Source organism: Parabacteroides sp. AF39-10AC (genome assembly GCF_003635405.1).
In the GTDB taxonomy this organism is placed as follows: domain Bacteria; phylum Bacteroidota; class Bacteroidia; order Bacteroidales; family Tannerellaceae; genus Parabacteroides; species Parabacteroides distasonis.
In genome coordinates this window covers 81,952-102,027 of record NZ_QTLP01000001.1, presented here as the reverse complement: position 1 = coordinate 102,027, position 20,076 = coordinate 81,952, and the positions used below count along the sequence as shown (strand labels likewise).

General features: G+C 49.8%; 12 protein-coding genes. 7 read left to right on the top strand and 5 right to left on the bottom strand.

The window, feature by feature from the left end; genetic code table 11:
* Positions 1-5 precede the first annotated feature (5 nt).
* From uvrA to nhaA, 5 genes are all read left to right on the top strand, one after another.
* The gene (gene uvrA, locus DW033_RS00390) at positions 6-2,861 is read left to right on the top strand and encodes an excinuclease ABC subunit UvrA (RefSeq protein ID WP_121961031.1); all 2,856 of its coding nucleotides are present in this window, start codon (positions 6-8) and stop codon (positions 2,859-2,861) included.
* Positions 2,858-3,079, top strand: a complete 222-nt coding sequence (locus DW033_RS00385; RefSeq protein ID WP_005857287.1) for a hypothetical protein — start codon at positions 2,858-2,860, stop codon at positions 3,077-3,079. Before uvrA ends, DW033_RS00385 begins: the two co-directional genes overlap by 4 nt.
* Before the next feature lie 3 nt (positions 3,080-3,082).
* Positions 3,083-3,682 carry a YigZ family protein gene (locus tag DW033_RS00380; protein WP_005857285.1) on the top strand — a complete coding sequence of 200 codons (600 nt, stop codon included), beginning with the start codon at positions 3,083-3,085 and terminating at the stop codon, positions 3,680-3,682.
* Between the two features lie 107 nt (positions 3,683-3,789).
* Positions 3,790-4,998 carry a cation:proton antiporter gene (locus tag DW033_RS00375; protein WP_036611485.1) on the top strand — a complete coding sequence of 403 codons (1,209 nt, stop codon included), beginning with the start codon at positions 3,790-3,792 and terminating at the stop codon, positions 4,996-4,998.
* Positions 4,999-5,111: 113 nt separating this feature from the next.
* Complete coding sequence (gene nhaA / locus DW033_RS00370; protein WP_121962303.1) at positions 5,112-6,473, top strand: Na+/H+ antiporter NhaA; 1,362 nt, start codon at positions 5,112-5,114, stop codon at positions 6,471-6,473.
* A 112-nt stretch (positions 6,474-6,585) separates the two neighbouring features.
* On the opposite strand, the gene DW033_RS00365 is transcribed toward nhaA, so the two are convergent.
* Together DW033_RS00365 and DW033_RS00360 are read right to left on the bottom strand one after the other, a co-directional pair.
* Positions 6,586-6,837 (bottom strand): GlsB/YeaQ/YmgE family stress response membrane protein, encoded by a 252-nt coding sequence (locus DW033_RS00365; protein ID WP_005857281.1) that lies wholly within the window; start codon positions 6,835-6,837, stop codon positions 6,586-6,588.
* Positions 6,838-6,934: 97 nt separating this feature from the next.
* Entirely contained in the window at positions 6,935-8,701 is a 1,767-nt protein-coding gene (locus tag DW033_RS00360) for an alpha-glucosidase (RefSeq protein ID WP_122382279.1), read from the bottom strand.
* 105 nt (positions 8,702-8,806) lie between these two features.
* Here DW033_RS00360 and DW033_RS00355 point away from each other — a divergent pair, with 105 nt between their 5' ends.
* Positions 8,807-10,255 (top strand): alpha-amylase, encoded by a 1,449-nt coding sequence (locus DW033_RS00355; protein WP_122297250.1) that lies wholly within the window; start codon positions 8,807-8,809, stop codon positions 10,253-10,255.
* A gap of 8 nt (positions 10,256-10,263) precedes the next feature.
* Here the strand turns inward: DW033_RS00355 and pbpC are convergent, their stop codons facing one another.
* The 3 genes from pbpC to DW033_RS00340 are packed head-to-tail and all read right to left on the bottom strand — an operon-like array spanning position 10,264 to position 14,274.
* Entirely contained in the window at positions 10,264-12,810 is a 2,547-nt protein-coding gene (gene pbpC / locus DW033_RS00350; protein WP_122382278.1) for a penicillin-binding protein 1C, read from the bottom strand.
* Entirely contained in the window at positions 12,782-13,219 is a 438-nt protein-coding gene (locus DW033_RS00345) for a DUF6078 family protein (protein WP_121961027.1), read from the bottom strand. Before DW033_RS00345 ends, pbpC begins: the two co-directional genes overlap by 29 nt.
* 11 nt (positions 13,220-13,230) lie before the next feature.
* The gene (locus DW033_RS00340) at positions 13,231-14,274 is read right to left on the bottom strand and encodes a virulence RhuM family protein (RefSeq protein ID WP_048927237.1); all 1,044 of its coding nucleotides are present in this window, start codon (positions 14,272-14,274) and stop codon (positions 13,231-13,233) included.
* Positions 14,275-14,442: 168 nt separating this feature from the next.
* Between DW033_RS00340 and DW033_RS00335 the strand changes: the two genes are divergently transcribed.
* Positions 14,443-19,977, top strand: coding sequence for an alpha-2-macroglobulin (locus DW033_RS00335; protein WP_122382277.1), 5,535 nt, complete (start codon positions 14,443-14,445; stop codon positions 19,975-19,977).
* Positions 19,978-20,076: the final 99 nt, after the last annotated feature.

Below are 20,076 nucleotides of genomic sequence, written 5' to 3'. Positions count from 1 at the left end.
AAAAGATGATAAAAGATAAGCAGGCATTGGAAGGCGGGCGCATATCCATACTTGGCGCACGTGTTCATAATCTGAAGAATATAGATGTAGAGATTCCGAGGAATAAGTTGACGGTGATTACCGGCATGAGTGGTAGCGGCAAGTCATCATTGGCGTTCGATACGATTTTCGCTGAGGGACAAAGGCGGTATGTGGAGACATTCTCGGCTTACGCCCGGAATTTCTTAGGGAATATGGAGAGACCCGATGTGGATAAGATAACGGGTCTGAGTCCGGTTATCTCCATTGAGCAAAAGACAACCAATAAGAATCCTCGTTCCACCGTCGGTACGACTACCGAGATCTATGACTTTTTCCGTTTGCTTTACGCTAGGGCGGGAGAGGCCTATTCCTATTTGAGCGGGGAGAAGATGGTGAAATATACCGAGGATCAAGTCTTACGGCTGATCTTGGATGAGTACAACGGGAAAAAAACGTATCTCTTGGCTCCGTTGGTCCGTAATCGTAAGGGGCACTATAAGGAACTTTTCGAGCAGATACGTAAAAAAGGATATCTGAACGTCCGTGTCGATGGCGAGTTGAAAGAGATCTTCCATGGGATGAAGCTGGATCGTTATAAGATGCACAGCATCGAGGTGGTGATCGATAAGATGATTGTCTCCAAGGCAGACGAGCGTCGTTTGAAAGAGAGCTTGAAGATCGCCATGAAGCAAGGCGATGGCCTTGTGCTGATACTGGATGCCGAGACTAACGAGGTTCGCCATTATAGTCGTCGCTTGATGGACCCGGTGACTGGATTGTCTTACAGTGAGCCGGCTCCGCATAATTTCTCGTTCAACTCCCCTCAAGGAGCGTGTCCGAAATGTAAAGGCTTAGGACAGGTCAATTTGTTGGATATGGACAAGATCGTTCCCGATCCATCCTTAAGTATATATAGCGGTGGCATCGTCGCTTTGGGTAAATATAAGAATTCGTTGATATTCTGGCAGATCGAGGCGCTTTGCCAAAAGCATGGCGTGACGATCAAGACGCCTATACGGGATATTCCCGAGGAGGCGATGGACGAGATCATGAACGGTACGGACGAGCGGTTGCAGATCAAGAATGACTCGTTAGGATCGTCTAACTATTTCTTGTCGTATGAGGGAGTCGCCAAGTATATCTTGATGCAACAGGAGAGCGAGGCATCCGCCTCGGCGCAGAAATGGGCGGGACAATTCATCAAGATGGCCACTTGTCCGGAATGTAACGGCTGGCGGTTGAATAAGGAGGCGTTGAGCTACCGGATAGCGGGAAAGAATATCGCCGAGTTGTCGGCCATGGATATCTCGGAATTATACGAGTGGCTGGAGGGTATCGAGGAGAAGCTGGACCCGAAACAGCTTCGGATCGCTACGGAGATATTGAAGGAGATACGCTCCCGCCTGCGCTTCTTGCTGGATGTGGGATTGGATTATCTTTCCATGAACCGGGGTTCCGCTACCTTGTCCGGTGGCGAGAGCCAGCGTATCCGTTTGGCTACCCAGATCGGAAGCCAATTGGTGAACGTACTTTATATATTGGATGAGCCGAGTATCGGTTTGCACCAGCGGGACAACGTCCGTCTGATTAACTCCTTGAAGCAATTGCGTGATACGGGAAACTCCGTGATCGTCGTGGAGCATGATAAGGATATGATGCTGAGTGCCGATTACGTGGTGGATATGGGGCCTAAAGCGGGTCGTCTGGGGGGTGAGGTCGTCTTTGAGGGAACGCCCAAGGAGATGCTGCGTGTAGATACCTTGACCTCTTCCTATCTGAATGGAAACACGGAGATAGCCGTTCCTGCCGAGCGTCGGAAAGGCAACGGGCAGTTTATTACGATCAAGGGAGCCAGCGGCAATAACCTGAAGCATGTGGACGTGTCTTTCCCCTTGGGTACTCTTATTTGCGTCACGGGTGTGTCGGGTAGCGGAAAGTCTACCTTGATAAACCGCACGCTGCAACCGATCTTGAGCCAGCATTTCTATCGCTCGCTGGAAGACCCCTTGGCATACGACGCCATCGAGGGAATCGAGCATGTCGATAAGATCGTGAATGTGGATCAATCTCCGATCGGTCGTTCCCCCCGGAGCAACCCGGCTACCTATACGGGGGTATTCTCGGATATCCGGAATCTGTTCGTGGAACTTCCGGAATCGAAGGTGAGAGGGTATAAACCGGGACGTTTCTCTTTTAACGTATCGGGCGGACGGTGCGAGACCTGTAAGGGAAATGGCTATAAGACGATCGAGATGAATTTCCTTCCGGACGTGCTGGTGCCTTGCGAGGATTGTCACGGCAAGCGATATAACCGGGAAACCCTAGAGGTTCGTTTTCGTGGGAAATCAATTGCGGATATCTTGGATATGACGATTAATATGGCAGTGGAGTTCTTCGAGAATATCCCGACTATCTTATCCAAGATCAAGGTCCTGCAGGATGTAGGTCTGGGATATATCAAGTTGGGGCAACCCTCTACTACCTTATCCGGTGGCGAGAGCCAACGTGTCAAGCTGGCTACCGAGCTGGCGAAGCGGGATACGGGAAAGACGCTTTATGTATTGGATGAACCTACCACCGGTCTGCACTTCGAGGATATCCGGGTCTTGCTGGGGGTATTGAACAAGTTGGTGGATAAAGGCAACACGATCATCGTTATCGAACATAACCTCGATGTTATCAAAAGCGCCGATTACTTGATCGATATGGGCCCCGAGGGCGGTCGCCGTGGAGGTAACGTCCTTTTCACCGGGACTCCGGAGGCTTTAGCGAAGAGTGGCGTCGGGTTTACGGCTCCGTTCTTGAAAGAAGAGTTAGATATAGCAAATAAGAAAAAATGAAGAATCCTATACAAATGATCAAGCAGTGCGTGGAGAAGGAGGAACCTTACTTCGTGCTGAGAGGGCAGGACGTATGTGCGTTGGCTGCCATAGAGACCTATTATGAGGAGGTGAGGAATAAGGTGAAAGATCCTTATTTCATCGAGGAGATCGAAGAGATCATGAAAGATTTCCGGGCGTACCGGGAGGAAGTGTCTAACACTAAAATACCGGATTGATTTATGGCAGACGACAGTTACAAGACCATCAAGCAAGTAGCCGAGGGATATTATACCGAGAAGCGCAGCCGCTTTATCTCGTATGCTATCCCCGTGCGTACGGTGGAAGAGGTGAAGGAGCAACTGGAGAAATACCGTAAACAATATTATGATGCCCGCCATGTATGCTGGGCGTATATGTTAGGTCCAGAGCGGCAGACGTTCCGGGCCAACGATGACGGGGAGCCTTCTTCCACGGCCGGGAAACCGATCCTCGGACAGATCAACTCGAATGAGCTGACCGATTTATTGATTGTCGTAGTACGTTACTTTGGTGGAATCGAGTTAGGAACCAGTGGGCTGATCGTCGCTTATCGCACGGCCGCCGCCGAGGCTATCGCCGCCGCCGAGATCGAGGAACGTACGGTAGACGAGGACATCACGGTCGTTTTCGAATACCCATACCTGAACGGGATCATGCGTATCGTAAAAGAGGATAACCCCGCTATCATCTCACAGAAGTTCGAGATGGATTGCGAGATGACGCTTCGTATCCGTAAAGGAGAGGCTGAACGCCTCAAAAATCGTTTGTTAAAGGTTGAGACCGCTTATCTAAAAGAGTAGCAAGCGATCAACTAATTCAATTTTCAATTGTTTTTTGTAGAGACAAGGCTCATGAGGAACCCTGCCCCTGCATTTTATTGTGTAAATATTAATATAGTTTTATCTGAATGAAAAAAGTTCTTTTATTCTCTCTTTTTCTAGTGTTGGGTTTGGTCGTGTCGCAAATGCTTCCCGCTATGGTGGGGGAACAGTATTCGCTGGTAAAGACGATCTCTAATACGTTTTTGTTTATTTGCCTTGCGTTTATCATGATTAATGTGGGGCGTGAGTTCGAGATTGATAAGACCCGGTGGAAGTCTTATACCGAAGATTATTTCATAGCGATGGCTACGGCTGCGTTTCCGTGGATATTCGTGGCTTTATATTATATGTTTGTCTTGCTTCCGGGTGATTTATGGGGAAGTTGGGACGCTTGGAAGGAGAACCTGTTGCTAAGCCGGTTCGCCGCGCCTACTTCGGCGGGTATCTTGTTTACGATGTTGGCCGCCGCCGGGCTAAAAGCCTCTTGGGTATATAAGAAAGTACAGGTATTGGCGATCTTCGACGACTTGGATACGATCCTGTTGATGATCCCGTTGCAAATCATGATGATCGGCTTGCGCTGGCAATTGGGAGTCATTATTCTGGTTGTGGTATTGCTCTTGATCCTGGGCTGGAAGAAAATGGGATATTATAATGTACGTCAAGACTGGAAAGCCATCTTGTTCTATGCCGTCGTGACGTTTGGTATCACGCAAGTGATTTATCTGGTATCGAAACATATGTACGGGGAGGAGGCTAGCATCCATATCGAGGTACTTTTACCTGCGTTTGTCGTAGGTATGATCATGCGGCATAAGCATATCGATACCAAGATCGAGCACCAAGTGTCCGATTTTATCTCTTATCTCTTTATGTTCCTTGTCGGAGTGAGCATGCCGGTGTTTATGGGTGTGGATTTTGCTCAGCAAGCGGCGGAAGTAACTACGGTGACAGGTTCCCAGCCGATGATGTCATGGTCGATGATCGCTTTACACGTCGTAATCGTCTCATTCTTATCCAATATCGGTAAACTATTTCCTTTGTTTTTCTACCGTGACCGGATGAAACGGGAGCGTTTGGCGCTGTCTATCGGTATGTTTACCCGTGGAGAGGTAGGAGCCGGCGTTATTTTCATAGCCTTGGGATATGGATTAGGTGGCCCTATGTTGATAATTTCTGTGTTAACTATTGTGTTTAATTTAATTTTAACTGGTATCTTTGTCATCTGGGTAGAGAAACTCACACGCAGCGCTTATAACCTGGAGCAAGCAGGAAAAGCCAAAGCTGTCAATTAATAGAAAAAACACTTGAAGGTATTTCAAGATGATATCCCGTTTCCCTCTTGGGAGGGAAAGGGAATAGTCATAGTACGATCAATTGTTGAAGACCTTCATCTAACTTATTATTTATGGACCGTACGATTAATGTTATCCTTAAACCGTTGCGTCGCTTCGCTATACAGAAGCCGAACGCTAGTCTTTTATTGTTTGCCGCTACCATCATCGCTATGGTCTTGGCCAATTCGCCTTGGGCAGATAGGTATCACCAGTTATTAGCTTTTCCAATCGATCTGCAAGCCGGGCAGTTTAACTTCTTCGCGCATCATGGCGAGACCATGTCTATGCTGGCTTTCGTGAACGACGCCCTTATGGCGGTTTTCTTTTTCGTGATCGGTCTGGAGATCAAGCAAGAGGTATTGATCGGTGAGTTGAGTTCCGTGCGGAAGGCGCTATTGCCTATTATCGCCGCCTGTGGTGGAATGATCGTGCCGGTCTTATTTTATATGTTAGTATGTAATACGCCTCCCGAGGTAAACGGGGCGGCTATTCCGATGGCTACGGATATCGCTTTCGCCTTGGCCGTATTGGGCTTGTTGGGGAAGCGGGTGCCGTTGAGCATGCGTATCTTCTTGACCGCCTTGGCTGTGGTGGATGATATTGGAGGTATCATAATTATCGCCCTGTTTTATAGCGGGCATATCGCTTTCGAGCCTTTGTTGATATCCCTGATAGTCCTCGCTTTGTTGTATGTGGGAGGAAAGTTCCGGGTACATAACCGATTGTTTTTCTATATCGGTGGCTTTATCGTTTGGCTGCTATTTCTGGAGTCAGGAATCCATCCGACAATCGCCGGCGTGTTGATCGCCTTTACGGTTCCAGCCCGTCCGGTTGTTAAGCTAGATGATTTCACGTGTGATATGACCGGGTATTTGAATATGCTGGACTATACCGAGGTTCGTCAGTCCCGTAAAGCGGAAGTGCTTACGCCTACACAAATTCAGGTATTGAATAACATCCATACGTTGGCGGATAAAACGATCAGTCCGTTGCAGACCATCGCTGATAAGTTGCATCCTTTGGTAAACTATGTGATACTTCCTTTATTCGCTTTCGTGAATGCCGGTGTGACATTCGGGGATATCCAACCCCAGACATTAGTTAATGTACCGTTGGCGGTGTTCGTGGGCCTATTTGTAGGAAAGACATTAGGTATATTCTCTTTCTCTTACTTGTTCGCGTGTACGCCATTTGCCTCCATGCCTACAGGCATGAGCAAGCGTAATTTATTTGGAGTATCCATGTTGGGAGGAATCGGTTTCACGGTCGCTTTGTTTATAGCGAATCTTTCCTTTGACGGCAGTACGGCGGCGGGTGCCGATCTCTTGAATCAGGCGAAGCTGGGTGTATTCACGGGATCGTTTATATCCGGTCTTTGCGGTTATCTGGTATTGAAATGGGTTTTACCTAAAGAAAAAGTGGAAACGATCTAAATAAAAAGGCAGTCCGGCAAGGACTGCCTTTTACATTATATTATGCCGTAACTAAAGTTTCGTGAGATCTTGTTGCCATGTAATATATGATTTGATAATTGAGCACGCCTTCTTAAACCTCTTTGGATTTGTTGAATAGCGAGCCGATCCATAATAACAAAATAGCTCCGACCGTAGAGGTTATCAAGCTCCCTAAGATACCACCGGCCGATATGCCTAGTAAACTGAATACCCAGCCACCCAATACACCTCCAATAATACCTAGGATCAAATTAACAATGACCCCGAAACCTCCTCCACGCATAATCTTACCAGCCAGATAACCGGCTACGATACCGATGATAATAGACCAAATAAATCCCATAACGAATAGTTTTATATTTTATTAAAAAGTTCTGATGCTTTGTATTTAAACACATCCGAAAAGTCTTTGGTTGCGTTTTGTACCTCTTTTTAACGAATCATTCCAAAAGATCTAGCGAATCTATGAAGGATTCATAGACGGGATGGTTCAATTGAAAGACAATCGCTTCGAAAGGACGGAGCGTGATATCTTTTTGAGGCGCCATATGACTTCGGTCCCCGTAATTGTCCAATAGGACGTGTGCGTTACTCATATCTATCCCCGGAGTGGAGATTGCCGCCTTGGGGGAGAAATTGAGCATAATCAGATAAGTGTCGGCCCCAGTCTTGCGTAAGAAGGTATAGGATTGGGGATTCTCCGCATCCAGCAAATGATAACTGCCATAAATCAAACTCGGATTCTCCTTACGGAAGCTGACTACTTTCTTAAAATAATTAAGTATGGAGGTCGGATCTTTTTCTTCGTCCGCTACGTTTATCCAAGTATAATCCGGATTTACCTTTAACCAAGGGGTTCCTGCCGTAAATCCCGCTTCCGGCGAGCGATCCCATTGGAAAGGAGTGCGGGCGTTGTCTCGTCCGGTCTCTTTCTGTTCGTCCAATACCGCCTGCGGATCTTTACCCTCTGCTTTCGCTTTCTTATAGCGGTTGATCGTATCGATATCGTTATAATCCTCGATATGGTCGAACCGAATGTTACGCATACCTATCTCGTCCCCGGCGAACCAATAAGGCGTTCCTCTCATCGTAAGCAGAAAAGTAATAAGCATCTTGGCGGACAAGGCCCTGAACTCATCCTTATCGCTACCAAAGCGACTGACCATACGGGGCTGGTCATGATTACCCAAGTAGATCGAGGGCCAACCCTTATCTACCGCCTTATCCCATTCCGTAAACATCTTCTTTAGGGCGATCAAGCTATAGTCTATACCGGATTCCGGATTGTCCGGTAGGGTTGTATTCCGGATGCGGGCGGCGTCGAAATGATAAAGCATATTCAACTCTTCCCGGGCCGGATCGACAAATTTAGCGACATCATCTACCATCACGGCCGAACCTTCTCCAACACTCATACAATCGTATTTGCTTAATACCTGCCGATTCATCTCGTGAAGATAGAGGTGCAGGCGAGGCTCTTTGGCATAGAAAGAAAATATATCCGGATATTTCTTGGAATCTATGAGAGGGAATGAGGGATCTTTGGCGATAAGAGAGATGGAATCCATGCGAAAACCGTCTATCCCTTTATCGAACCAGAAGCGCATCATATCGAAAATCTCTTGGTGTACCTCCGGGTTCTCCCAATTTAAGTCGGGTTGTTTCCGGGAGAAATAATGCAGGTAATACGAGTCGGTTGACTTGTTATACGTCCAAGCGTTGCCTTCCTCGTCGAAATAGCTGAGGCGCAAGGGAGGCTCACCTTTCTCGGCCGGCCACCAATGGTAATAATTATAATAGGGATTATGTCTGGATTTACGGGCTTCCTCGAACCAAGGATGCTCGTCGCTGGTATGGTTTACTACCAAGTCCAGTACCAGTCGCATCTCCCGTTTATGAATCTCTTTCAGGAGGCGGTCGAAATCTTCCATCGTACCGAATTCCCGCATGATTTCCCGATAGTCGCTGATGTCGTAACCATTATCATCGTTGGGAGAGAGAAAGATCGGGTTTAACCAGATGATATCCACACCCAAGCTTTGTATATAATCCAAGCGGGAGGTGATACCGTTTAAGTCACCGATTCCGTCGCCATCGCTGTCTTGAAAGCTACGGGGATAGATTTGGTATATAATCGCTTCTTTCCACCAAGTCTTTTGAATGTCCTCTTGACCGGACGTACTCTCTGTAACATGCTTTGAATCCATCTTATTATTCTTTAGTTTTTTACTATAACAAAAGGATGTGGTGGTTAGTTTCAGCAACTTATGACGCTTAGGAAGTGTTGTTTTATCAACAAATAGAAGAAACATATGGAAAATGGAGTAATGATGCAGTATTTCGAATGGAATCTGCCGAACGATGGAATGCTGTGGAAACGGCTGAAGGATGACGCCTCGCATTTACATGAGATCGGGATCAGCGCCGTATGGATTCCACCCGCTTACAAAGGCCATGAGCAAGCGGACGAGGGGTATGGAACCTATGATCTATATGATTTGGGGGAGTTCGACCAAAAAGGGACCATACGCACCAAGTATGGAACTAAACAGGAACTTCAAGAAATGATCGAGGAACTTCACCGGAACCAGATTGGCGTATATCTGGATGCCGTGATGAACCATAAGGCGGGAGCCGATTATACCGAGTGGTTTATGGCGCAAGAGGTAGATCCTGGGCAACGGGAAAACGCTACCAGCGAACCCCATGAGATAGAGGGATGGACCGGCTTCGACTTCCCGGGGCGTGGCAATATGTATTCTAATTTTAAATGGCATTGGTTTCATTTCTCCGGGACGGACTATGATGTGTCCCGCAAGAAGGAAGGTATATTCCAGATTCTGGGAGAGGGAAAACATTGGAGTGAGGGAGTCGATGATGAGAATGGAAATTACGACTATCTCATGTTCGCCGATCTGGATTTCGATAACCCTGAAGTCGTGCGTGAGATGCAGGAATGGGGGATCTGGGTATCGAACGAACTAAACTTGGACGGTATGCGACTCGATGCGATCAAGCATATGAACGACCAGTTTATCAAGCATTTTCTGGAGGCGGTGAGAGCGGATCGGGGAGAGGGCTTCTACGCTGTCGGGGAATATTGGAAAAACGATACCGAATCGTTGGAGGCTTACCTGTCGCAAGTAGAATATAACGTGGATTTGTTTGACGTAGCCTTACATTATAACTTGAATGAGGCTTCCGAGAAAGGTCGTGACTATGATTTACGCGATCTATTAAAAGGGACCTTGGTCGAGATATGCCCGGATCAAGCCGTCACCTTCGTGGATAACCATGATTCCCAGAAAAACAGTTCTTTGGAGTCGCAGGTGAAGGATTGGTTCAAACCTTCCGCCTACGGTTTGATCCTGTTGATGAAGAAAGGGTATCCGTGTATCTTTTATGGGGATTATTATGGCGTAAAAGGGAAGAAATCTCCCCATCGTAAGGTATTGGATATGCTATTGCGTACCCGGAAAGAATATGCGTACGGGGAAGAGGTGGATTATTTTGATCATCCGAACACGATCGGTTTCGTACGCTTGGGAGATCCGGGACATGCTGATTCGGGCTTGGCGGTGGTTATCTCGAACGGGGAAGATGGAGAGAAAACAATGTCTGTGGGGGAGAACCGGAAAGGCGAGGTATGGCATGAGATCACAGGCTCGGTAAAAGATACCGTGACGATTGATGAGGAAGGGAAAGGCTGTTTCCTTGTCAAGGGAGGCAAATTGGCTGTTTGGGGCAAGGTCAAGGCTTAACGGATGCTTTACTTGACCTCGAATTGTATTTTCTTCTGGTTCCCCTCGTTGTCGATGAGGGTAAGGAGATGTTTTCCTTGGCTCACGGAGCAACTGATCTGGTGATTCTCGGTGGTCTCTCCCAGATAGCTTTCGTCCAGATGCCAGTAAATCGTAGCGTCACGGCGGGCGTGGGCGGCCTTGAAGATAAATTTCTCGGACTTTCCGGAGAAGCCTTTCGGAAGGTAGAGAATGGCGTTATGCTCGGGATAGATCAGTTCGATCTGGCGGTTCAGGTCTTGCCCGCAGCCGGGTTTTACCGGAGGGAGCGGGATATAATCGATGTGATAGTTGCGGTAGTAATACTCCTGCGCGGGAGGAAGCACGAACCACGGGCGGCTGATCATCCGGTCGACAGACTCGCAGGAACTATTGACCCTGTACCGTCCGTCCGCCGATAGATGCACGAGCTTATGGTAGGGGCAAATCCCCGTGTTATTGCCGGACAGCGGCATGTATAAGGTGTCCGTTTGCTCGCAGTAGGGCGAGGCTTTATGTCCGCTGTTCCGGCAGATCGCCATGGGAAGCGTCTCATCATAGGGCAGGTCGAACCATTCGCCACCGGGCAATAGGGAAAAGAGATCGAAAAGGACCGGGGCGGCGTTGCCGACACCCGTAAGTCCCGGACGGCCCTCGCCGGAAGCGTTACCTGCCCATACGCCGACGACGTAGCGGGGAGTCATGCCGATCGCCCAAGCGTCTCGTCCCCCGTAACTCGTCCCGGTCTTCCATGCGATCCGTTTCATCGACTCGAATTGTTGCCAGTCGGCCTCTTCCTCGGGACGGTTCAGTGCGGACATCGCCTCGAACGTGTACCACAGGGCCGCGGAGGAAAGGAGAGCCTTATCGGTGAGCCGGCTATCGGTAAGGGAACGGATGGGTTCCTTCCTCTCCGCCGGAAAGGGAGTCAGCGGATGGATATCCGCGGGATTATAGCGTCCGTTGTAAGTACGGTAATGTTTAAGCACACGAGACATGGAGGCATACATACCGGAAAGATCCCATAAGGTTCCCTCGGCCCCTCCCAAGATCAAGGAGGCCCCGTAATGTTCCTCGGAGAAACGTAAGGTAGTCATTCCCCACGATTTCAGTAAAGACATAAAGCGTCCGGTATTATACTGGGAGAGCATACGTACCAAGGGCACGTTCAAGGAGCGCTCTATGGCTACATGGGCCGGTACCGCCCCGTAGAATGTCTTGTTGTAATTATGGGGGGAGAAGCCGTTTATATTCAAGGGCACGTCCGATACCAGCATGGAGGGGAGCAACAGCCCGTCGTGCAGCATACCGGCATACAGGAAGGGCTTGAGAATACTTCCCGTGCTGCGGGGCGAGGTGATGATGTCCACTTGGTTCCCTCGCCGCTCGTCGGCCGGATAGGTAGCGTTTCCGGCGTAGGCCAATACCTCCCCGGTCTCCACGTCCGCTACGATCGCCGCCAGATTATGGATATGGTTGGAACTGTATTCACGGGCATAACGGTTTACGAGGGCCTGTGTCTGCCGTTGCAGGGCTTGGCGGACGGAGGTTTGGATGCGTTGCCCCGGTTGTTCCGCGGCCAGTCTTTCTAACAGGTGCGGGGCATCATTAGGTAAAGGGAGAGGGGCTTCGGGAAGTGGCTCCATGCAGGCCAGTTCGTATTCAGTCTCTTCCAATATACCTTTCTTTTGAAGGGAAGCCAATAAGCGATCCCGCTTCTCCTTCAGTTGTTTCCGGTTTCTCCCGGGGTGGATCAAGGCGGGGGAGTTGGGAAGGACGGCCAGCGTAGCGCTCTCGGCCCACGATAGCTCGGAGGCGCTTCGCCCGAAATAACGCCATGCGGCGGTCTCCAGCCCGATTACGTTTCCCCCGAAGGGAGCGTGCGAGGCATAGAGGTTCAGTATCTCTTGTTTGCTATAGGTGGTTTCTAGAAAGAGCGCCCAGCACATCTCGATCGTTTTCTCGTAGAAGGTCCGGTTTTGGTTCCCTCTCGCTATGCGTGCCAATTGCATGGTCAAGGTACTTCCTCCGCTCACCACACGCCCCGCTTTCCCGTTCAAGCGGATCGCCCGGAAGATGGCGGCGGGGTCTATACCGGGATGGTAAAAGAACCGTTTATCCTCATACGTGAGCAAGCAATCCACGAATTTATCAGGCAAGCTATCCGCCGCCGGGAAACGCCATTGCCCGTCCGGTGCGATACGTGCGCCTAAAAGCTCGCCCTCGGCCGAATATAATAAGGTAGAGCAGGGGGCGGGAAATAATTGCCGGGGCACGATGCCATACAGGATACACCACGCCGTCACGCCGATCCCCAAGAGGGATGCGAGGAGGCGCCATGGCACTCGTCCCGGCCTCGGTAGTAGCGACTTGGATAGATGGCTGAGGCATCTGCCAGTACTCCGTAGGAAGTACTGTAGTACTGTGCGCAAAGTACTGCGGTACTCCTTAAGAAGTACTGCGGTACTGTCCGGCTGAGTATTGCGGTACTTTATAAAGAGTACTGCCTCAATCATACCAATTGACACTCTCCTCATAATGATCGAACCTTAGCTCTTCCGTCACTCCGACCCTTCGCAAGGCGTTTAGCACGATCCTTTGCTCTTTAGGTGAGAGTGGAAATTCGCCCCTTCGCCGCTCGAAGTAGGGGTTACGTCCGAAATGGGACATGAGTATCGACATGAATTGCTGGTATTGCGCCGGGAACATCCGGCTCTGTATTCCGGTGAAACCCCGTGCGTAGGTGACGGGAGCGGAGTCTCGGAAGTAGGGGCAAGCCCCATCCCGGGTACAGAGGGTGGGGTTCAGCAGCCGTAATACGGTTGCCGGTTGTTCGATGAGCGGTTGGTAGGCGATCTGGTGCAGGCACTTTCCGGCCCGAGGGCAATCTTGTTGCTGGCAGACGGCGTAGTCGATGGGGATTTCCTTGTGTAGTTTCTTGGTCATGATGTTGCTATTTATGTATTATCGGGATTGAAATCTGTCGGGAACAAGGTCTCGCTATCGAAACGGTCAAAATCCGATTGGAAGAGACGGTCTTGAATGACCCGATACTTCTCGAACTCGGCTTCTGCGAAAGCTTTGGCTAATTCGGCTGTCACCTTGCCGGCGTTGGTCAATAAGTCATTACCTCCGGCTTCGAGTATCAGGTCGATACGTTTTGCCCAGTCTTCCATGGTCATGGGTATATGTCGTTTAGCCATGCGCTCTGCCATATCCAGAACTGCGTTGACTAAATGTCCCATGTCGTCCAACTCCATCTCGTTAAGGTAGTTCTTGGCAATGGCCACATCTGTTTTTACGATCTTCCCTTTAGGCGCATTTTCCCATGTGATCAGTCCCATATGTTCTTTTTCCGAGTTGGCTCGGTTCACGATTAACTCGGCGGCGGTATGACCGTGTACGGCATAATGTATCTTATTTTGTACCTTTTGGAAAAAGAGGCGGGTGGTTGGTGCGTCACGATTATAGTCAATAGCGGTAGCATAGATATCGGTCAACTTTTGGTAAAAGTGACGCTCGCTTAACCGTATCTCCCGTATCTCGGCTAGTAGATGTTCAAAATAATCTTCACCGATGAAAGAGCCGTTCTCCATACGCTTCTTGTCTATCACATAACCACGGATAGCGAATTGACGGATGACCGATGTGCACCATTGGCGAAATTGTGTAGCACGAACGCTGTTTACACGATAACCGACAGAAATGATCGCATCAAGGTTATAAAACAATGTTTTTCGGGATACTTGCCGTCCGCCCTCGATTTGAACTACCGAGAAAAACTCGGTAGTTGAATCTTTCCGTAATTCACCGGATGTAAAGATGTTCTTTAGGTGTAATCCGATATTGTCTGTAGAGCAGTCAAACAGGGTAGACATCGCTTTCTGCGTGCACCAGATGGTTTCGTTATGATACATTACCTGTATGCCATCTTCCTTACCTTCTAGCATGAAGATAAGGAATTCCGCCGTGCTATTTCGAATTTCGAATTTCTTCGCCATATACTTTTCTTTCCTCTTGTTTAGCGACTCCTGTACTTCTTTGGTGGCATACTGGTCGCTCCATATTTAAGACAAATGTACGAAAATTATCAGTTTGTCTGAAAGTATAGGAGAGAAATCCTTCTATTTATGTACATTTGTGGATTAACCATTTAAACATTCATGTGTATGATACGGTCTATCGGTTTATTCTGCGTACTTTGTCTCTTGTCTATCTTGACAAGTTGTCATACGACAAGCTCCACGGATCAAGATCTCCCCCCTTATAATCCGAATGTAGAGGCGTTTACTACCGGGAAGATTTCCCGGTATTCTCCCGTTTACCTGATCTTTAATCAAGAGATCCCGGCGGATCGATTAAAGGCGGACCGATTGGGGAAACTCGTGCGCCTCAAGCCCGATGTGCCGGGGAAATGGGCTTTCGAGAATAACCGGACGTTGGTATTCAAGCCGGAGAAAGGCTTTGAGCGAAACACCTCTTATCAGGTGAACGCCGATTTGTCCGAATGGTTTGAGGCGGAAGGTAAGGATAAGTGGTTCGCTTTTGGTTTTACCACGCTCCCTTTAGCCCTTCGGGGGAATCTGGAATCGATGGATATCAACAAGAAAAACGAGAATGGGTACGATCTGACCGCCGTGCTTTTCACGCCGGATAAGGAATCTCCGGAGACCGTGGAGTCGTTGGTGGATTTCTCGGAGAAGGTAGACGCTACTTGGCAACACAGCCCGGATGGAAAGAAACATGAGGTGACCTTATTCAATGTCTCCGCCGGGATGGAGGGGGAACGGACACTCAAGCTTTCCGTATCTTCTAATAAACTAGGCGTGGAAAAGGCCGATGTCGTGACAGTGAGCGTTCCGGATCAGAATGATTTCTCGGTGTACGACGTGACGTATGTGTCCGAGCCGGAGCGTTACGTGGAGGTCGCTTTCACGAAGTTATTGGATGTGGGCCAAGATATGAGAGGCTTGGCCTTTATCGCCGAGAATACGTCGGAGACCGTAACCGTGGACGGAAACAAGCTACGCCTATATCCGGATGCCGATTTGTGGCAAAAGGGCGTGATGAATATCCACCTGAACCAAGGCATCCGCAGCAAGAGCGGCTTGAACCTGAAAGAGGCTGTCGTGCGTCAAATAATCCTAGATGAGCAGAAACCCGGTGTCCGTTTTATCGGGAAAGGAGTGATCATCCCGCAATCCACGCAATTATCCGTTCCTTTCCAAGCGATTTATTTGCGAGGGGTTACGGTGAGCGTTATCAAGATATTGGAGCAGAATATCGGTCAGTTCCTGCAATCGAACAACTTGGATGAGTCCGGGGAGCTGATGCGTGTCGGACGCTTGATCGCCCGTAAGACGATCTTCTTGGATGAGGAGGGTCTTGACCTGTCCCGGTGGAATACGTTTGCGGTCGATTTAAAGCGGTTGATCGAGCCGGAACCGGGCGCTATCTACCGTCTGGAGCTTTCGTTTGACCGGCCTTTGTCGGCCTATCCTTGCGGGAATGATACGGTGAAGATCTCGAAGGAGCAGATCTTGGCCTCGGACGAGATCCGTTTCAAGGAAGAGTCCGCCCGTTTTGACGAGGGAGCGTATTATTACCGTCAATACGATTGGTCTAGTTATAATTGGAAAGAATGGAACGATCCTTGCTCGGATAGTTATTACTTTAATAAGGTAGAGGGAAAGAATATCTTGGCTACCAATTTGGGACTGGTCGCCTTGATGGGGCAGGATAATGATATGACCGTGTTGGTGCATAATATACAGAATACGGAGCCGGAGCGAGGAGTTACGGTTACCGCCTATAATTACCAACACCAAGCGTTGGCCTCGGGCACGACCGATGACAAGGGGCAGGTACGGCTGGATCTCTCCTCGGGACGTCCGTTCTACCTGATCGCCTCACAGGGAACCCAACGTTCCTATCTGCGGGTGGATAACGGATCGGCTCTCTCGCTCAGTTCGTTCGATGTATCGGGCGAGGTCGTCCAGAAAGGGATCAAGGGCTTTATCTATGGTGAGCGGGGCGTATGGCGTCCGGGTGATACGTTGCATCTGGGTTTTATGCTGAACGACCGGGCGAAGCAATTGCCGGCAGAGCATCCGGTGGTGATGGAGCTGTACAACCCGTTAGGGCAAATGTATGCCCGTAAGACGCAGACCCGTGGCGAGCTGGGGCTTTATGTCTTCGATTTCGTTACCGAGGCGGACGCTCCTACAGGCGCTTGGAACGTGAAGGTACAAGTGGGTGGTGTCTCTTTCTCGAAGCGCTTACGCATCGAGTCCATCAAGCCAAACCGCCTGAAGATCGCCTTATCCATGCCGGAGAAGACCTTGTTGCGTGGTGAGCCTATGGATGCCCGCCTGCATGTGGAATGGCTGCAAGGAGCTATCGCCCGTAACTTGAAATATGATATACAAGGAACCTTTATCGCTACCCCGACTACCTTCGAGGGCTATAAGGGTTTCTATTTCGACGATCCTTCCCGTGTATTTAATACGGAAGAGAGCAAGCTGATCTCCGGCGTTACCAATGAGCGGGGCGATGCCACGGTACAAGCCCGCTTCGAGCTGGGTTCTACCGCTCCCGGAATGTTGCTGGCAAACCTAGTGACCCGGGTCTATGAGGAATCCGGAGATTTCAGTATCGACGCGGACCGGATGCTTTACTCGCCTTATCGCCGGTATGCCGGTATCAAATCTCCGCAGAAAGATAAGGAACAACTAAATACCGGAGCCAATTATACCTACGAGGTCGCTTCTGTTGATTATTTAGGGAAACCGCAAGCGAATACGGAATTAGACGTGAAAGTATATAAGGTCTATTGGTATTGGTGGTGGGATTCCAACAGTAGCGGTCTGGCCAATTACGTATCGGATTCCTACAATAAGCCGGTAAAGACATTTACCGTCCGTACGGATGGGGACGGCCGGGGTACGTTCCAGCTCTCTTTCCCGGATAAGGAGTGGGGAACGTATTTCATCTCCGTGAAAGATAAGGAGAGTAAGCACTCTACGGGAGTGATGAGTTATTTCGACTGGCCTTATAACGAGGGCCGACGTAACACCGATGGCAGCGAGTCCGCCACGATGCTTAGTTTCAAGACCGATAAGGATAGTTATACGCCCGGCGAGAAGATGGTAGTCACCTTCCCCTCTACGAAAGGAAGCCGTGCGATTATCAGTATAGAGAACGGCGTGCGTGTCCTTTCCTTGACGGAACATACGTGCGAGGATAAACAAACGACCGTGAGACTGGATGTGACGAAAGATATGCAGCCGAACGCTTACGTCTATATCACCCTTTTGCAGCCTCATGGCATCACGAAGAACGATTTGCCGATCCGCTTGTATGGCGTGGTCCCGTTCACGGTAACTTCTCCGGAGAGCCATCTGACTCCGGTTATCCAATCTCCCGCCGAGTTGAAACCGGATGCCTCTTATACCGTCTCCGTCTCCGAGAAGAATGGAAAGGAGATGGCTTACACGCTGGCGGTCGTGGACGAGGGCTTGCTGGACCTGACCCGTTTCCGTACGCCGGAGCCTTGGAAGGCGTTTAACGCCCGGGAAGCGTTGGGCGTGAATACATGGGATTTGTATAACTACGTGGTTGGCGCTTACGGCGGCCGTATCGAGCAATTGTTCAGTATCGGCGGCGACGATGCGCTGAACAAAGGCCCGAAAGCGATCGTGAACCGCTTCAAGCCCGTGGTGCGATTTGACGGCCCGTTCTTGCTGAAGAAGGGGAAGACCGCCCGGCATACCTATCAGATGCCGAATTATAACGGGCGTGTCAAGATCATGGTGGTAGCCGGAAACGGGGAGGCTTATGGACATGCCGATAAGAGCGTGATGGTACGTAAGCCCGTAATGCTGCTAGGAACCTTGCCCCGGGTGATCGGCGTGGGCGAGGAGATGGTAGTACCCGCTACGGTATTCGCTACCGAGGATGGCGTAGGGGCCGTGAATGTATCTATCGCTTGCAGCTCGAATATGGAAGTGGTCGGCGAGGCGACGAGGAGCTTGAGCTTCGAGCGGAAAGGGGATCAGCAAGCCTCGTTCCGTATCCGGGTGAAGAAGAACCCGGGTATCGGGAAGGTAACGATAACCGCTACGGGTAAAGGGGATAAATCCGTTTATGAGACGGAACTGGAGATCCGTACGGTACGCCGCCCGCAAGTGAAAGTTACCGCCGCTACCTTGGAGGCCGGCAAGTCTTGGAAAGAGACGGTTGCGATGCCGGGTGCCACGGGTACGAACCAGTTGACTTTGGAAGTGTCGGATATCGCCCCCGTGAACTTATCCTCACGTCTATCTTATTTGTTGGGTTATCCTCACGGATGTCTGGAACAGATCACCTCGAAAGGATTCCCGCAGCTTTATATCTCCTCGTTTACGGATTTGACCCCTCAACAGGCGAAATCCACGGAGGAGGCCGTGAAAGAGGTGATCCGCCGTCTGCGCTCTTACCAGACCGTAGATGGGGCTTTCGCCTATTGGCCGGGTGGAACGAGCAGCAATGGCTGGGGTACGGTTTACGCTACTCATTTCTTGCTGGAAGCCTCGAAGAAAGGCTACTTGGTTCCCGAGGCCATGAAACAAAGCGTATTGAATAATCTACGCCGGGTAGCCCGTAATTGGAAGCCGGCTACCTCTTATTATATGGATTCGGAAGAGACTACCCAAGCCTATCGCCTGTATGTATTGGCTTTGGCCGGGTCGCCGGAGATGGGTGCCATGAACCGCTTGAAAGAGATGAAAGACTTGGCCTCCATGAGTCGCTGGTCGCTAGCTTCCGCCTATGCCTTGGTCGGCCGTGAGGATGTCGCTCAAGACCTGATCAGTAAGACGACGGCTCTTCCTTCCGGTTATTCCGAGTATGACGAGACGTTCGGCAGTGATGTCCGGGATCAATCCATCCAGTTAATGACGCTTTGCTTGTTGGATAAAGGCAAGGAGGCCGCTACTTTGGTGGAAGAGTTGTCCAAACAGCTTTCTTCGGATGATTGGTTGAGCACACAATCTACGGCATTCGCTTTAGTTGCCTTGTCGGACTACCTAGCTAAATATCGGGTAGACGGGGTCATGGATTTCACGTACGCTTGTGGCGGAAAGGATGGACAGGTGAAAACGGATAAGAATATATGGTCCGAGACCTTATTGGATAAGGCGGGGACCTCGGCGAGCGTCGAGTTGAAGAACACGGGTAAATCTACGCTCTTCGCCCGTATCATAACCGAGGGAATACCGGAGCAGGGAGAGGAAAAAGCGTATGCGAACGGTGTCTCGTTGGCGGTTAGCTATGTGGACTTGAACGGACGTCCGGTCAATGTCGCCCAATTGGAGCAAGGTACGAATTTCTCCGCCGTGGTTACGGTAAAGAACCCTTCGGCCCGGGGATATAATAATTTGGTATTATCGGAGATCTTCCCTGCCGGATGGGAAATACTGAATACCCGTTTCTTGAATGAGTCCGCTACGGACAGCTTGAGCGCCGGAGTGAATTATCAGGATATTCGTGACGACCGTGTTTATAGTTATATAGACCGTCTGCCGGCAGGCAGTCAAGTGACCGTGAAGATCAATCTTTGCGCAGTCTACCCGGGCCGCTTCTACCTGCCTCCGGTGTATTGCGAGGCGATGTACGATTATTTAATCCGTGCGAATACCGCGGGACAAGAAGTTACCGTATTCTAATTTCGTGGGGGGCGGGCAGACCCCGCCCTTATATTTTTTCGAAATTTATTGGATTTATAGTTGTATGCTCGAATAAAACCATTACATTCGCAGCATATT

Bases quoted from the DNA above. Each gene is read 5' to 3' on its own strand.
- pbpC (WP_122382278.1), bottom strand. From the start codon at position 12,810: ATGAGGAGAGTGTCAATTGGTATGATTGAGGCAGTACTCTTTATAAAG.
- DW033_RS00375 (WP_036611485.1), top strand. From the start codon at position 3,790: ATGAAAAAAGTTCTTTTATTCTCTCTTTTTCTAGTGTTGGGTTTGGTC.
- DW033_RS00345 (WP_121961027.1), bottom strand. From the start codon at position 13,219: ATGACCAAGAAACTACACAAGGAAATCCCCATCGACTACGCCGTCTGC.
- DW033_RS00385 (WP_005857287.1), top strand. From the start codon at position 2,858: ATGAAGAATCCTATACAAATGATCAAGCAGTGCGTGGAGAAGGAGGAA.
- nhaA (WP_121962303.1), top strand. From the start codon at position 5,112: ATGGACCGTACGATTAATGTTATCCTTAAACCGTTGCGTCGCTTCGCT.
- DW033_RS00340 (WP_048927237.1), bottom strand. From the start codon at position 14,274: ATGGCGAAGAAATTCGAAATTCGAAATAGCACGGCGGAATTCCTTATC.
- DW033_RS00335 (WP_122382277.1), top strand. From the start codon at position 14,443: ATGATACGGTCTATCGGTTTATTCTGCGTACTTTGTCTCTTGTCTATC.
- DW033_RS00365 (WP_005857281.1), bottom strand. From the start codon at position 6,837: ATGGGATTTATTTGGTCTATTATCATCGGTATCGTAGCCGGTTATCTG.
- DW033_RS00360 (WP_122382279.1), bottom strand. From the start codon at position 8,701: ATGGATTCAAAGCATGTTACAGAGAGTACGTCCGGTCAAGAGGACATT.
- DW033_RS00355 (WP_122297250.1), top strand. From the start codon at position 8,807: ATGGAAAATGGAGTAATGATGCAGTATTTCGAATGGAATCTGCCGAAC.
- DW033_RS00380 (WP_005857285.1), top strand. From the start codon at position 3,083: ATGGCAGACGACAGTTACAAGACCATCAAGCAAGTAGCCGAGGGATAT.
- uvrA (WP_121961031.1), top strand. From the start codon at position 6: ATGATAAAAGATAAGCAGGCATTGGAAGGCGGGCGCATATCCATACTT.